General features: G+C 36.4%; 16 protein-coding genes. 7 read left to right on the top strand and 9 right to left on the bottom strand.

Annotation, left to right across the window (positions count from 1 at the left end):
- Positions 1 to 2: 2 nt before the first annotated feature.
- From BMW38_RS07950 to BMW38_RS07925, 6 genes are all read right to left on the bottom strand, one after another.
- Complete coding sequence (locus tag BMW38_RS07950; protein ID WP_092707093.1) at positions 3 to 527, bottom strand: GNAT family N-acetyltransferase; 525 nt, start codon at positions 525 to 527, stop codon at positions 3 to 5.
- Between the two features lie 78 nt (positions 528 to 605).
- A complete protein-coding gene (locus BMW38_RS07945) occupies positions 606 to 1,277 on the bottom strand; it encodes a YccT family protein (RefSeq protein ID WP_092707091.1) in 672 nt (223 codons plus the stop codon).
- Between the two features lie 218 nt (positions 1,278 to 1,495).
- Positions 1,496 to 2,092 carry a nitroreductase family protein gene (locus BMW38_RS07940; protein ID WP_004643073.1) on the bottom strand — a complete coding sequence of 199 codons (597 nt, stop codon included), beginning with the start codon at positions 2,090 to 2,092 and terminating at the stop codon, positions 1,496 to 1,498.
- Positions 2,093 to 2,279: 187 nt separating this feature from the next.
- Positions 2,280 to 3,392 (bottom strand): signal recognition particle-docking protein FtsY, encoded by a 1,113-nt coding sequence (gene ftsY / locus BMW38_RS07935; protein WP_005040068.1) that lies wholly within the window; start codon positions 3,390 to 3,392, stop codon positions 2,280 to 2,282.
- Positions 3,393 to 3,512: 120 nt separating this feature from the next.
- Positions 3,513 to 3,839: a hypothetical protein gene (locus tag BMW38_RS07930; protein WP_004643075.1), complete on the bottom strand. Its 327-nt coding sequence runs from the start codon at positions 3,837 to 3,839 to the stop codon at positions 3,513 to 3,515.
- Between the two features lie 98 nt (positions 3,840 to 3,937).
- Positions 3,938 to 4,297, bottom strand: coding sequence for a hypothetical protein (locus tag BMW38_RS07925; protein WP_005046658.1), 360 nt, complete (start codon positions 4,295 to 4,297; stop codon positions 3,938 to 3,940).
- A gap of 217 nt (positions 4,298 to 4,514) precedes the next feature.
- Here BMW38_RS07925 and BMW38_RS07920 point away from each other — a divergent pair, with 217 nt between their 5' ends.
- The 3 genes from BMW38_RS07920 (at position 4,515) to BMW38_RS07910 (ending at position 6,015) form a co-directional block, all read left to right on the top strand.
- Complete coding sequence (locus BMW38_RS07920) at positions 4,515 to 4,748, top strand: hypothetical protein (protein WP_003652111.1); 234 nt, start codon at positions 4,515 to 4,517, stop codon at positions 4,746 to 4,748.
- 316 nt (positions 4,749 to 5,064) lie between these two features.
- Complete coding sequence (locus tag BMW38_RS07915; RefSeq protein ID WP_005040064.1) at positions 5,065 to 5,439, top strand: DUF2750 domain-containing protein; 375 nt, start codon at positions 5,065 to 5,067, stop codon at positions 5,437 to 5,439.
- Positions 5,440 to 5,583: 144 nt separating this feature from the next.
- Positions 5,584 to 6,015: a CBS domain-containing protein gene (locus tag BMW38_RS07910; RefSeq protein WP_003652114.1), complete on the top strand. Its 432-nt coding sequence runs from the start codon at positions 5,584 to 5,586 to the stop codon at positions 6,013 to 6,015.
- 53 nt (positions 6,016 to 6,068) lie between these two features.
- Here BMW38_RS07910 and BMW38_RS07905 read toward each other — a convergent pair whose 3' ends face one another.
- Positions 6,069 to 7,277, bottom strand: coding sequence for an aspartate aminotransferase family protein (locus BMW38_RS07905; RefSeq protein WP_092707089.1), 1,209 nt, complete (start codon positions 7,275 to 7,277; stop codon positions 6,069 to 6,071).
- A 226-nt stretch (positions 7,278 to 7,503) separates the two neighbouring features.
- Here BMW38_RS07905 and grxD point away from each other — a divergent pair, with 226 nt between their 5' ends.
- Complete coding sequence (gene grxD, locus BMW38_RS07900; protein ID WP_004643080.1) at positions 7,504 to 7,845, top strand: Grx4 family monothiol glutaredoxin; 342 nt, start codon at positions 7,504 to 7,506, stop codon at positions 7,843 to 7,845.
- 47 nt (positions 7,846 to 7,892) lie between these two features.
- Here grxD and BMW38_RS07895 read toward each other — a convergent pair whose 3' ends face one another.
- Entirely contained in the window at positions 7,893 to 8,216 is a 324-nt protein-coding gene (locus BMW38_RS07895; protein ID WP_005040058.1) for a hypothetical protein, read from the bottom strand.
- Positions 8,217 to 8,459: 243 nt separating this feature from the next.
- On the opposite strand from BMW38_RS07895, the gene BMW38_RS07890 reads away from it, so the two are divergent.
- The gene (locus BMW38_RS07890; RefSeq protein ID WP_092707087.1) at positions 8,460 to 9,359 is read left to right on the top strand and encodes a LysR family transcriptional regulator; all 900 of its coding nucleotides are present in this window, start codon (positions 8,460 to 8,462) and stop codon (positions 9,357 to 9,359) included.
- 42 nt (positions 9,360 to 9,401) lie between these two features.
- Here BMW38_RS07890 and map read toward each other — a convergent pair whose 3' ends face one another.
- On the bottom strand, positions 9,402 to 10,196 hold the full coding sequence (gene map / locus BMW38_RS07885; RefSeq protein ID WP_017392243.1) for a type I methionyl aminopeptidase: 795 nt from the start codon (positions 10,194 to 10,196) through the stop codon (positions 9,402 to 9,404).
- A gap of 353 nt (positions 10,197 to 10,549) precedes the next feature.
- On the opposite strand from map, the gene brnQ reads away from it, so the two are divergent.
- Both brnQ and BMW38_RS07875 read left to right on the top strand, forming a co-directional pair.
- A complete protein-coding gene (brnQ, locus tag BMW38_RS07880; RefSeq protein ID WP_092707085.1) occupies positions 10,550 to 11,851 on the top strand; it encodes a branched-chain amino acid transport system II carrier protein in 1,302 nt (433 codons plus the stop codon).
- Positions 11,852 to 12,043: 192 nt separating this feature from the next.
- On the top strand, positions 12,044 to 12,463 hold the full coding sequence (locus BMW38_RS07875) for a GlcG/HbpS family heme-binding protein (protein ID WP_092707083.1): 420 nt from the start codon (positions 12,044 to 12,046) through the stop codon (positions 12,461 to 12,463).
- Positions 12,464 to 12,673: the final 210 nt, after the last annotated feature.

Genomic DNA, 12,673 nt, shown 5'->3' with positions numbered 1-12,673 from the left:
CCTCAAATGAGGTCTTTTTTCATTTCAATCAACTTAATAGGCACCCTTGGCACGCCTACATTTGCTTCAACTGGATATGGTTGTTCATTACCCGTTTTCACATATCCACGTCGTTCATAATAAGCAATCAACTCTGAACGTACATCTAGCACATACATTACGGCGTTGGTCAGATGGGGATCTTCTTTCAATGCATATTGCTCCGCATATTCTAAGACAGAACGACCCATTCTCATATTTTGAACATGAGGATCTGTACAGAACGTCCCAACCTCAACCTGATTGTTTTCAAATGTAAGTCCAATGCATGCAACAATTTTGGAAGAGTTAGTTTCCCCTACCAATAATGTCGAATTCGAAAGTTGTAGCTGTTCTTCTAATTGATGCTCTGTAATACGCTGCCCGTTTACAAACTCAAGCTCAGTTGTCCAACTTCTGCCTTGTTGCTCTCGATAAGACTTATTAATTAAATCTACGAGCTGTGGAATATCAGCGAATTGAGCTGAACGGAAATTTAAATTAGTCATAAAATATACTTAGGCTATTTATAAAAATTCTAAAAATAAAGCCGATATTAAATCGGCTTTATTTTAAATAGCAATTGATTAATTTGATTGTTCAGCTAACCATGCCATAAATTTTTGACGCTCAGCTTTAGAAGCTTTCTGCCAAGTTTCTACCAAACGCTGATCATTGGTTTGTGCCACACCAGTTACTGGCATAGATGTTGGAGCTGGCACCACAACTTGAGTAGATGCAGGTTTGGCCGATGCATAGACTGCTTCAGGCTGTGGTTTAGATGATTTAGTCGTAAAATCAGTTACTTTACCCAATAAGCCAGTTGCAAACCATGGTTTTGCTTCATTGTTTGCGCCCGTTTGTTTCACAATTAATTCATTATTTGCACCATACAAAGCAACTGTTGGTTGCTCTGCATATTTCTTCGCATTTTCATAATCTTTAGGCACATCTACCATTGAAAGCTTGTAGGTTTTCCCATCTTGCAATGCAGGTGTTTGAATTGTGACTACACCAGATTTAACAATGTCATGCTCGCCATTTAAATGTTCAAAATATTCTTGGTAACGCACGCTTAAGCTAGTCTCACCTGCATCGACTTTATAGTTATTTTTAGATGAACGAAATAACCCAGAATTGACTTCTTGACCATTTACCGCAAGGATTACAATTTCCTCTGGTGCTGTAATTGTAACTGCTGAAAATACTGAACCACTGAGTAATAAACCAATTGCAGCAACACCTAATCTTAAAGTCATCTGTTTCTTTCTCTGTATTTGATAAGCTATTAAATCATGAGCAATATGCAATATGATTGTGACTATTTTATGACAGTGCAGTTATTGGCTAATTTTCAGATTTATTATTTTTAAAATATATAATTGAATTTCATCAATTTCCGTTTTATTTAGTCCTTTTATTAATTCTAAAGACATAAAAAAAGAACACCTAAATAGATGCTCTTTTTAACTTTCAATTAGTTGAAAGTTTTGAAACGATCAGCATCATTAATAAATGCTTTTTCGCCTGCTGGTGCTTCAACTGAACCAAATACTAATTGAGCACGTAATTTCCAAGTTGCAGGCACATCAAATGCTTCAGCTGCTTCGGCATCAACAATCGGGTTATAGTGCTGCAAAGATGCACCTAAACCAAGCTCTGACAGTGCAGTCCAAGTTGCAAATTGAGCAATCGCGCTTGAATGTTCAGACCATACAGGGAAGTTATCTGCATATAATTCGAATTGCTCTTGTAAATTTTTAACAACAGCTTGGTCTTCATAAAATAAAACCGTACCAGCACCCGCTACAAAGCTATCAATTTTTGTGTTTGTACCAGCAAAAGCTTCTGCAGGAACAATTTTACGTAATGCTTCACGAACTAAATTCCAAAATTTAGCATGAGATTCACCATATAGTGTCACCACACGTGAAGATTGCGAGTTAAAAGCTGAAGGGCTATGTTTAACTGCTTCACGGATCGTTTCTTCAATTTTGGTGCGATCTAATGCAACATTTTTACCAATTGCATAAATTGTACGACGGTTTTTAATTTTATCTAAGAAAGTAGACATTTTGTTATTTCCTACCTATTTGATTGACCATGGGTCGTTGTTTGGGAATGAATACAGTGTATTGAACTCATTTTTTATAATCAGCATTAAAAATATGACAGTTCGTTTTATTTTCGCAACAATAAAAAAGATATAGATATAAAAAAGCTTCACCATTTAGTGAAGCTTTTTTATATCTGACAACCAATTATTTATCAGTTTCAAACAGCGCAGCGACAAATGATTTAGCCGAGAATGGTCTTAAATCATCAATTTTTTCACCAACACCAATAAAACGAATTGGCACATGAGTACGGCTTGCAATATTAAAGAGCACGCCCCCTTTCGCAGTTCCATCTAACTTGGTAATTGTAATACCAGTTAAACCCACAGTCTGGTCAAACTCTTGCACTTGGTTAATCGCGTTTTGCCCTGTACCCGCATCTACGACTAACATAATTTCATGAGGTGCAGTCGCATCAATTTTTTGCATAACGCGCTTAACTTTTTTAAGTTCTTCCATCAGGTTGCTTTTATTATGTAAACGACCTGCTGTATCTGCGATTAATACATCAATTCCTTTAGCGCGAGCACTCTCAAAGGCATCAAAAATAACAGAGGCACTATCAGCTCCGTGACCTTGGGCTACAACAGCGATATCGTTACGTTCACCCCAGATCTGTAATTGCTCTGTCGCTGCGGCACGGAATGTATCACCAGCAGCTAACATCACTTTCTTACCTTCACCTTGCAAACGTTTCGCTAATTTACCAATAGTTGTGGTTTTACCAACACCATTTACCCCAACCATTAAAATCACATACGGTGATTTGTTCGGGTCAATATGCAAAGGTTTAACACGTGGAGCCAACAAAGCAACCAACTCTTCTTGTAAAGCTTTATAAAGAGAGTGGGAATAGATCAAATCACCACGAGCAGTCCGCTCTGTTAAATTGGTAATGATCGTTTTAGTTGCCTCAACACCAATGTCTGCAACCAATAATTGCTCTTCGACTTCTTCGAGTAATTCATCGTCAATTTCCTTTCCACCGATCAGGATATTGACCATTCCATCAGCGAAATTACGACGAGTTTTGGTTAAACCTTCTTTCATCCGGCCAAAAAAACCAGATTTTGGTTGTTCAACCGCTGTTTCTGTTGAAGCCGATTCAACTTTGGCTACTTCAATGTTTTCTTGTGACTTAACAGGAGATTCAACGATGGGAACATCGATAGCAGGTAAATTAGGTAATGTGACATCGTCATCACCGATCTCAGCATCTATCAAGAATTTATTTTGCATATTCGATTGTTGCTCCATGCGGATTCCTTGAAAAGCAGCGCGTTTAAAAAGAGAAAGTTTAGCATAAATTCAAAATTTTGCCTGCCACAATAGTGCTCAAAAAGCTTTGGAAACCAAGATTTAGCCTGATTAACCCAATTACTGAGTATCTTCCTGAGCGAGTGCCGGATATTGCTTAATATGAGCACCCTCAAATTGGTAAGCATGCATTAACTTTAAATACTCAGCTCGATGAATTTCTGACTGAGCTATAAGCAACTCAGCCATGTCTTGAGTTCTTGGATAAGTCGCCTGATGAGAAAGTTGTACAATTCGTTGATATTGATCCGGACTAATAGGCCGAAGTAATGCTAAATATGACAGCACAAAAATACAGCCAATGACAATAACCACAAACAGGTTAAAACATTGATCAACTTTTAACTCAGACTTTAATTTAAGAAAATTTTGTTTGAATATGAGCATGACCTACCTCGAATTAGTGTAGTGTAGGGTTCAATGCACATAAGCACAAGATCAAACATCCAGTAAGGTTAATAATCGTACCTTACTGGATAATATGCTTAACTTATTAGTGAACGAATGACGGAAAAGTATAAAATTGCCGCAATAATAACCAAGACTAAAAACATGGCAAAAATACTTAACCCTTCTTCTGCATCTGCTGGATGCAACTCGTCTTCATCGGCAATTTTTCGAAGCTCCCCATCATAGACTTGATAAAACCAGTTTTTTTGGGTGGGTTCCAAATGCCCAGCAAAATCAAATACCCTTTTGCGCTGTGCAAGACAATAATCCCCTAAATGGATTTCCTGATGAAAGATAGCTTCATCTAATAATTTACGGTGATAATGGGCCAGTTCTATGATTTGTTCCTCTTTAGGCGGAGTATCAAAAACAAAGCCATCGATTGTATTTGTCATATTTTATTCTCCTTGTCTTTTATTCTCATATTGATTTTAATCAAAATTATTTGTGAATAATGTTTAATCATGTATCCTAATAGTGAACTAAGCGATATGCACTAATAGTTGACAAATCCATCAATTTGTAATATTAGTTTAATAATTCTAAGTTAAATTAATTTAAAGGCAGTGGCCTTTAGAAAAAAGTAATCATAATTACAATAAGGAGTTTTCTATGATTCAACGTATCTCTCATCATGATTTAGAACATGTATATGCAACTGCAGTAAACACAATTCATTCTCAAATGAACTTTCAAGATGCAGTTACACAGTTAGAAGAAGTTGCTCGCGCTGGGCACGGTAAAGCTGCTCTATTCTTAGCAGAATTGTATTATCAAGGTTTCCGTGTTGAACGTGACTCACTTAAAGCACAATATTGGCAAAAGTTAGCCACAATGCAAGCATAAAGAAACGTCACTTAGGTGGCGTTTTTTTATATCTATAAGAACCTAAAGTTGTCAATTTATCTAAAGCCTTACTTCGCCACTTTAGTCATGGCTCAGGTGGCGTTTTTTTATGTCGGTAAAAAGTCCAATACAAATTTTAATAAACTAGGCACTTTGTTTGCCTTACGCTTCGCCAAAGCTTTAGTCGCTTTGTCTTGCTCAGGTGGTCTTTTCTTTAGCTGTGAATATTTGTTTACGATTTGATACCTGTTTAAACTGAAATGTCATCTATTTTTTCTATAATAAGCAAGACAAGTTAAGAACCATTAAATTGACAATGAATAGTTTAAGCAATCTACAACCGGTTTCAAAAGACTTGATGATTAAGATTTATATTTTAAGAACCATGATGTACTGCGGAGTTCTTTGGGGATTATTTCATCAAGGTTGGGCAATAAAATCGGATAATGAAGATTTTATCTTTCCTTTCTGGCTCAATGGATTGCAAGCTCACCGCTACGCTAAAGAACATTGGCCACATTACAAACCAAGAAGAATTACCCCCAAAGATTTTCATGAATCTTTATTACCAACATTAACCAGACTCAACGTTACGCCCGCTTTGTTTAATTCTTCTCACAGGAAGTTGAAATTATCTACTCAGCAAATGCATCATTTCTTTTTTAAACATCCGCACTGGCAAGAAGCCTAAAGTTTTCTTTAGGTTCTTAACCACTATTAGAATGCTTTTTGAACGCTTGAGTGTAAAACTTGTATTTGAATGACTATCAAGTCTTTGCATTTTTATAAAATCAAGCTAATTTAAAACAAAATGATAAAACACGGGATAGAAGAAATGACAATCGTTGCACAAGTAATCAAAAACAAATCAGAGCAAGATATTTTTACAATTTCTCCAGAAGCCACTGTCCTTGAAGCTATTAAAATCATGGCTGACAAAGGAATTGGTGCGTTAGTCGTAGCCGATGGTGAAAAAGTTGTCGGAATTTTATCTGAACGTGACTACACGCGCAAAGTGACGCTTATGGAACGTTCTTCATATAGCACTACAGTCGCTGAAATTATGACATCTAAAGTACTTACTGTAAGTTTAAACAACACAGTTGAAGAGTGTTTACAGTTAATGACAGATCGTCACTTACGTCATTTACCAGTATTGGACAATGAAAAATTAGTTGGTTTTATCTCTATTGGTGACTTGGTAAAAGCAGCAATGGAAGATCAGAAAAACTTAATTGAACAGTTAAAGCAGTATATCTCTGGTTAATGCTTTGAAATAAAAAAAATGGGCACATTAAGTGCCCATTTTTATACCAAAACTTAAAGATAGCTATTAATCAAAGTAACTAAACGTTCTAACAAGTCATCGGCCTGTGCTTGAGTCATATTAATAGGCGGTAATAGACGAACTACCGAACCTGCTGTAACGTTGATAATAAGCTTATGTTCATCACGAGCAATAGCAACGAGTTCAGCACAGTCTTTAGGTAATTGAATACCAATCATCATACCAAAACCACGCACTTGAACATTCTTGTTAGCTAACTTTGCACGAAGTTGATCAACGATATAGCGTCCTACTACCGCCGCATTTTCTACAGCATTCTCTTTTTGAATTGTATCAATGACTGTATAAACCACACGAGAACCTAGTACAGTACCGCCATAGGTAGAACCATGACTACCAGGTCCCAATAAACCAACAGCTTTACCTTGTGTCATTACAGCACCCACAGGGAAGCCATTTCCGAGTCCTTTCGCAGTCGTCAGGACATCAGGCACAATGTTGGTGTGCTGATATGCAAAATATTTACCAGTACGCCCATTACCTGTTTGAATTTCATCTAGCATCATAAGCCAGTTATGCTGATTACAAATATTGCGAACTTCTTCAAGATAGCTAAAGCCTTGAGGAGCGGTATTAATACCACCCTCACCTTGAATTGGCTCAATCAAAATTGCAACAATATCTGGATGCTGCAAAGCGGCTTCCTGAATTGCTTCCACATCACCAAACGGCACACGAATAAAATCATTCACCAAGGGAACAAATCCATCTTGTACTTTTTTATTACCCGTTGCTGAAAGTGTTGCCAAAGTACGACCATGAAATGATTGTTCTGCCACAATAATCTTTGGCAAACGTACACCTTGTTGGGTACCAAATTTACGAGCAATCTTAATTGCACCTTCATTTGACTCAGCACCACTGTTTGAAAAGAAGATCTCTTCCATGCCAGAAACCTCAGCAAGCTTCTGAGCAGCAGCAGTTTGCCAAGGGATTTCAAATAAATTACTTGTGTGCACAAGTGTTGCAGCTTGTTCAGCAATTGCTTCTGCAATGACTGGATGTGCATGACCTAAACCACATACAGCAATACCAGTTAAGGCATCTAGATATTCTGTACCATCTTCAGTATATAGATATGCCCCTCGGCCTCGTACAAAACTGATCGCTTGGCGACCATAAGTAGCCATTAAGTGTGATGGTTGATCAGGTTGTATTGGAGCTAGGGTAATATCAGTCATAACGAACTCTGTCTATATGAGGTTTTAAGAAGGGTTTATATAAGCAAAAACTGGCTCTAATGAAAAGTCTCATCAATCATTTATCTAAAATTTCGTCTGCTTTTCGCTACCACTTCGGTTTATACAATAAAATATGAAGATTCAATGCAACTTTAAGTAATCAGGTGGTTTGCAAAGCGATGTAAACACCCCCTATAATGCTGCTAGATTAGTTGAGGATCTATTTATGACTGAACAAGCACGTGATACTGAAGCGTTAATCCGCGATCAAATTGCGAAGCATCCCGTTTTACTTTACATGAAAGGCACTCCACAGTTTCCACAATGTGGTTTCTCTGCACGTGCTGTAGAGGCGCTCAGTCAAATTGGTCGTCCATTTGCATATGTAAATATTTTGGAAAATCCTGATATTCGTGCAATCTTACCAGCAATTGCGAATTGGCCTACATTCCCGCAACTTTGGGTAAATGGCGAACTTATTGGCGGTAGCGATATCATGCTTGAAATGTTCCAAAATGGTGAATTAAAACCATTAGTTGAACAATATAGCGCAGCGCCAGAAGCGTAAATAATAAAAAAGCCAATCAATAGATTGGCTTTTTTATGCTCGCAACTTTAAAAATCGCTCACTCCCACATAGCGGAATAAACCCTCCACACCTAAATCAGATTTTAAAACAATCAGATTCTCATAAGGTGTCGTAGTTAGAGCTTCAAAAATATTCATATTTGGATCTTCGTGTAACTCATCCACACTCTGATTCATGCACTCTTCAAATCGATCTGCAACAAATTCGAATCCCAAATCCATAGCAATAAATAAAGTATGTTCACATGGCTGAACGTATTGCTCTTGTGCCCAGTCAATTATCGCTTGTTTGCAAAATGGGCACTCAATATTCGTAGAGGCATCGTTAAGTTCTATCAATTGATAAGGCATTAGATTTGAAAAGTAGAGAAAAATATAGTGTAGAAGAAATTGATTAATAGTTCTATAGACAACCCATAAACCCAATTAAAACACACACATTAAAATTACAACGTAATTACAGTGTGATTACAAATTTATCTCCAGTAATTAGATAATGAATTTATCTCCTGCTTACAAAAAATTTAGTATAAGAATTATCGTTGCAAAAATAATGATGTAAAATCATGGTTGTTGCAGAAATAGGATATTTTAATGCTCACTGATCTTGATGATTTTTATTGTTTTGCTCTCGTTGTTGAGCATGGTGGCTTTAGTGCTGCTGAGCGTGTAACGGATATACCAAAATCAAAATTAAGTCGTCGTGTGTACAGCTTAGAAGAAAACTTAGGTGTTCGCCTAATCCAACGTAGCTCTCGACATTTTGCCGTTACAGATATTGGAATGGATATTTATAGACATGCTCAAGTCATGATGAATGCTGCACAAGCTGCTCATGATTTGGTTGATCATTTAAGTATTCAACCTAGAGGTGTGGTGAAGGTTAGTGTGCCCGTTGATATTGCTCAAAATCAACTTCCTAAAATCCTACCTGCTTTCTTAAAAAAATATCCTGAAATTCGTTTGCAACTTATGGTCAGTAACCGCCGAGTGGATGTCATTAATGAAGGGATTGATATCGCTTTACGTGTTCGCTCAAAACTAGATGACGATCCAAGTTTAGTTCTTAGACAGTTTGCCCTTATAGAACAAAGTTTATTCGCAAGTCAGGCATATTTAAATGAGTTTGGGGATATAAAAAATCCAGAGCAGCTCAGTGAACACCGCATTTTAAGTTTATCTGAAGAACATCTTGATCAACAATTCATTTTGCATGGACCTGACAATCAACAAAAGAAAGTCAAAGTCAGCCCGATTGTAATGGGCACAAACATACACATGTTGGCTCAATTGGCTAGTCAGAACTGTGGTATCGCCTTATTGCCAGAGAGTGCAGCAGAAGATTTCCTGAAGTCTGGGCAACTTCTACAGATATTGCCAGATTGGAAAGCGCCTCATGGAATATTACATGCTGTATATCCATCACGCCGAGGATTATTACCTGCTGTCCGAGTATTCATTGACTATTTAGTCGAACACCTTTCTGAGCGTTAAAATAAAAAAGTTCGATAAATTATCGAACTTTTTTTATATTTTTTAAATTGCAGGATAATTTCCCACACCTTCGGGCCATGGTGTTAATAGTTCAAAGCCAGTATCTGTTACTGCAACCATATGTTCCCATTGAGCAGATAACGAAAGATCTTGAGTAATGACTGTCCATCCATCATTTAACTCTTTCACTTGCGGCCTACCTGCATTCACCATAGGCTCAATGGTAAAGACCATTCCTTTCTTCAACACCAAACCTTGCCCACGCTGCCCATAGTGCAAAACATTGGGTTGTTCATGATAGACCTTACCAATCCCATGTCCACAGTACTCTCGAACAATACTATAGCCTTCTCGGTGAGCAACCGATTGAATAGCATAACCAATATCACCCAATGTAGCTCCTGGCTTAACTGTATGGATACCAGCAACCATCGCTTCATAAGTTGTATCAACAAGTTTTTTTGCTTGTGGGTTTACATTACCCACAAAATACATGCGGCTCGTATCACCAAAATAACCATCTTTAATTATTGCGACATCAATATTAATAATATCGCCATCTTTTAAGATTTTATTCGGCGATGGTATTCCATGGCAAACAACTTCATTGACTGAAGTGCATATCGTTTTTGTAAAACCGTGATATCCCACATTAGCAGGAATAACTTTTAAATTATTTACAATATAGTCATTACAGAGGTTATCTAAATATTCAGTAGATACGCCTGGTTTAATATAGGCCTCTATCATTTCTAAAACTTGCGCAGCCAAGCGTCCAGAAATTCTTAATTTTTCCAGATCTTGTTCAGTTTTAATGGTAACAGTAGAAGCTCTCATTCAATTCTATCCTCGCAGACAAGAAACATGCCCGTCCCTACAAAACCTAAGGTTATTCAAAATATTTTAGGATGAATATAAGTCAGACCAAAAGCCTAAAATGCTTAAATATTCAGCATTCACAGTAAAAATTTATCTTTTTATTCTTACATATTTTTTATAAAAAGTCAGAACTTAAAAAGAAGTTCTTTTGTCCTTTTAATGCCTTTTCAAGCACATACTTTAACCAAACAATCGCTTATAACACCATATATCGTTTTAACCACCCGAAAAAAAGCTTTTTCACATAAATTAGCGCTTGAACATGATTACTTTTGCTCTAAAATTCCTTCTTTTTTATTCACTTTTAATTTATGCAACATCTTCGCACTGGAGATATTATTGCCTTAGGTTTTATGACCTTTGCCCTTTTTATTGGTGCTGGCAATATTATCTTTCCTCCCATTGTCGCTCAACAAGCTGGTGAACATGTCTGGTTAGCTGCACTAGGCTTCTTGATTACGGCTGTCGGCTTACCTGTAATTACCATTATGGCTCTCTCTCGCATGCAGGGATCCATTGAAATTATTAGTTCTCCCTTAGGTCGAGTAGCAAGCCTGATTTTAACTGTTGTTTGTTACTTATCAGTCGGACCTCTATTTGCTACCCCACGTACAGCTACTGTTTCTTATGAAATTGGTTTTTCCTCTTATTTTGGAAACTCAAGTAGTAGTCTTCTAATCTATAGTGCAATCTATTTTTCATTTGTAACTGTAGTTTCACTCTATCCAAACAAGCTTTTGGATACAGTTGGGCATGTACTTGCACCACTAAAAATTATCGCTTTAGCAATTTTAGGAATTGCAGCGGTCATGATTCCTGCTGGTTACGTTCCTGCACCAATTAATCATTACGTTGCGTCTCCTGTTTCCGAAGGTTTCGTAAATGGCTATCTCACCATGGATACCTTAGGTGCCTTGGTATTTGGTATTGTGATTATTCAAGCGATTTACTCTCGCGGTGTAACCGACAAAAAGCTAGTAACTAAATATGCAATTATTGCCAGTCTCATTTCAGGTGTTGGTCTTACTTTAGTTTATTTAAGCTTGTTCAAATTAGGTTTAGGTAGCCATGAAGTAGCACCAAATGCAGCAAATGGCGCAGTAATTTTACATGCATATGTTCAACATGCTTTTGGAAATATGGGTTCATTATTCTTAACTGGTCTCATCTTTTTAGCATGTATGGTTACAGCAATCGGCTTAACTTGTGCGTGTGGTGAGTACTTTGCTCAGTTAACCAAATTACCATATAAGCTTTTAGTATTTATTTTAGTTGGTTTCTCTTTCATTATTTCTAATCTTGGATTAACTAAACTGATTGCTATATCAGTACCTGTCTTAAGTGCAATCTATCCACCTGCAATTGTGGTGATTATGCTGAGCTTCTTTTGGAAATTTTGGCACAAACCTTCTTTTATTGTCGGTTCAGTAACGAGTATTGCTTTAATTTTCGGTATTATTGATGGTCTTAAAGTTGCAGGTTTCAGCGATTATTTACCTGAATTTTTTCAACATTTACCTCTAAACGAACAAAACTTAGCATGGTTGATCCCATCTTTAGTTGTTCTTGTAATTACCGTAATTATCGACAAAGTTAAATTCAAAAACATTTAATTTAGTGGCTTTTTTTGAAATCGAGTTTTATCCAAACATGATTTTATATATTGAATAAAATGCTGTGTTTACCCAACCAGCATTTTATTTCCACACTAGCTTTTAATGACAAATCAACAATAGATATAATTAATTTTTACTGTAAAATTACACTAAAATAATTTTTAGCTTACTCAGGAAAGAAGAGCAACAATGAAAACTAAATATTACTTAACATTAGCAGATGCAGAGTTTTTAATGGAAGAAGCTCAAAAATACGCAATTGAACACAACTTTAAAGTCAGTATTGCAATTGTTGATGAAACAAGCTCCTTATTACTCATGAAACGTTTAGATGGCGCCTCTCCTTTAAGTTCACATCTATGCTTAGAAAAAGCGAAATGCGCTTCAATATCAGGTAGACCGTCAAAATTTTACGAAGAACTTCTAAAAAGTGGGCGTCTTGGTTTCTTAAGTATGCCTAGTGCTCAAGGGATGTTAGAAGGTGGAATACCGATTATTTATGAAGGTGAAATTTTAGGTGCTATTGGTGTATCAGGTGTTCAATCTTTTGAAGATGCAGAAATTGCTCAACACGCAATTGACACATTTTTTAAAAAGCAAAATAGCTAAAATAAAATGATAGGAAAGAGAAATTATTACACTTTTCACTTAAGTAATCTCTCTTTCCTAAAAGAATAAGTATTTCATACAAAAATATTTAATATTTACTTTTTTAATACCTTAAGCTTTTATAAATATAGAGTTTTTTATAAAACTGCTCAAAAAAATTGCTATTTGCTATTGAATTGTATGAAAAATAGAAGTACAACATTAAACTTA

This window comes from Acinetobacter sp. yr461, from assembly GCF_900110445.1.
Lineage (GTDB): Bacteria > Pseudomonadota > Gammaproteobacteria > Pseudomonadales > Moraxellaceae > Acinetobacter > Acinetobacter calcoaceticus.
This window is presented reverse-complemented; position numbering and strand designations above follow the sequence as displayed.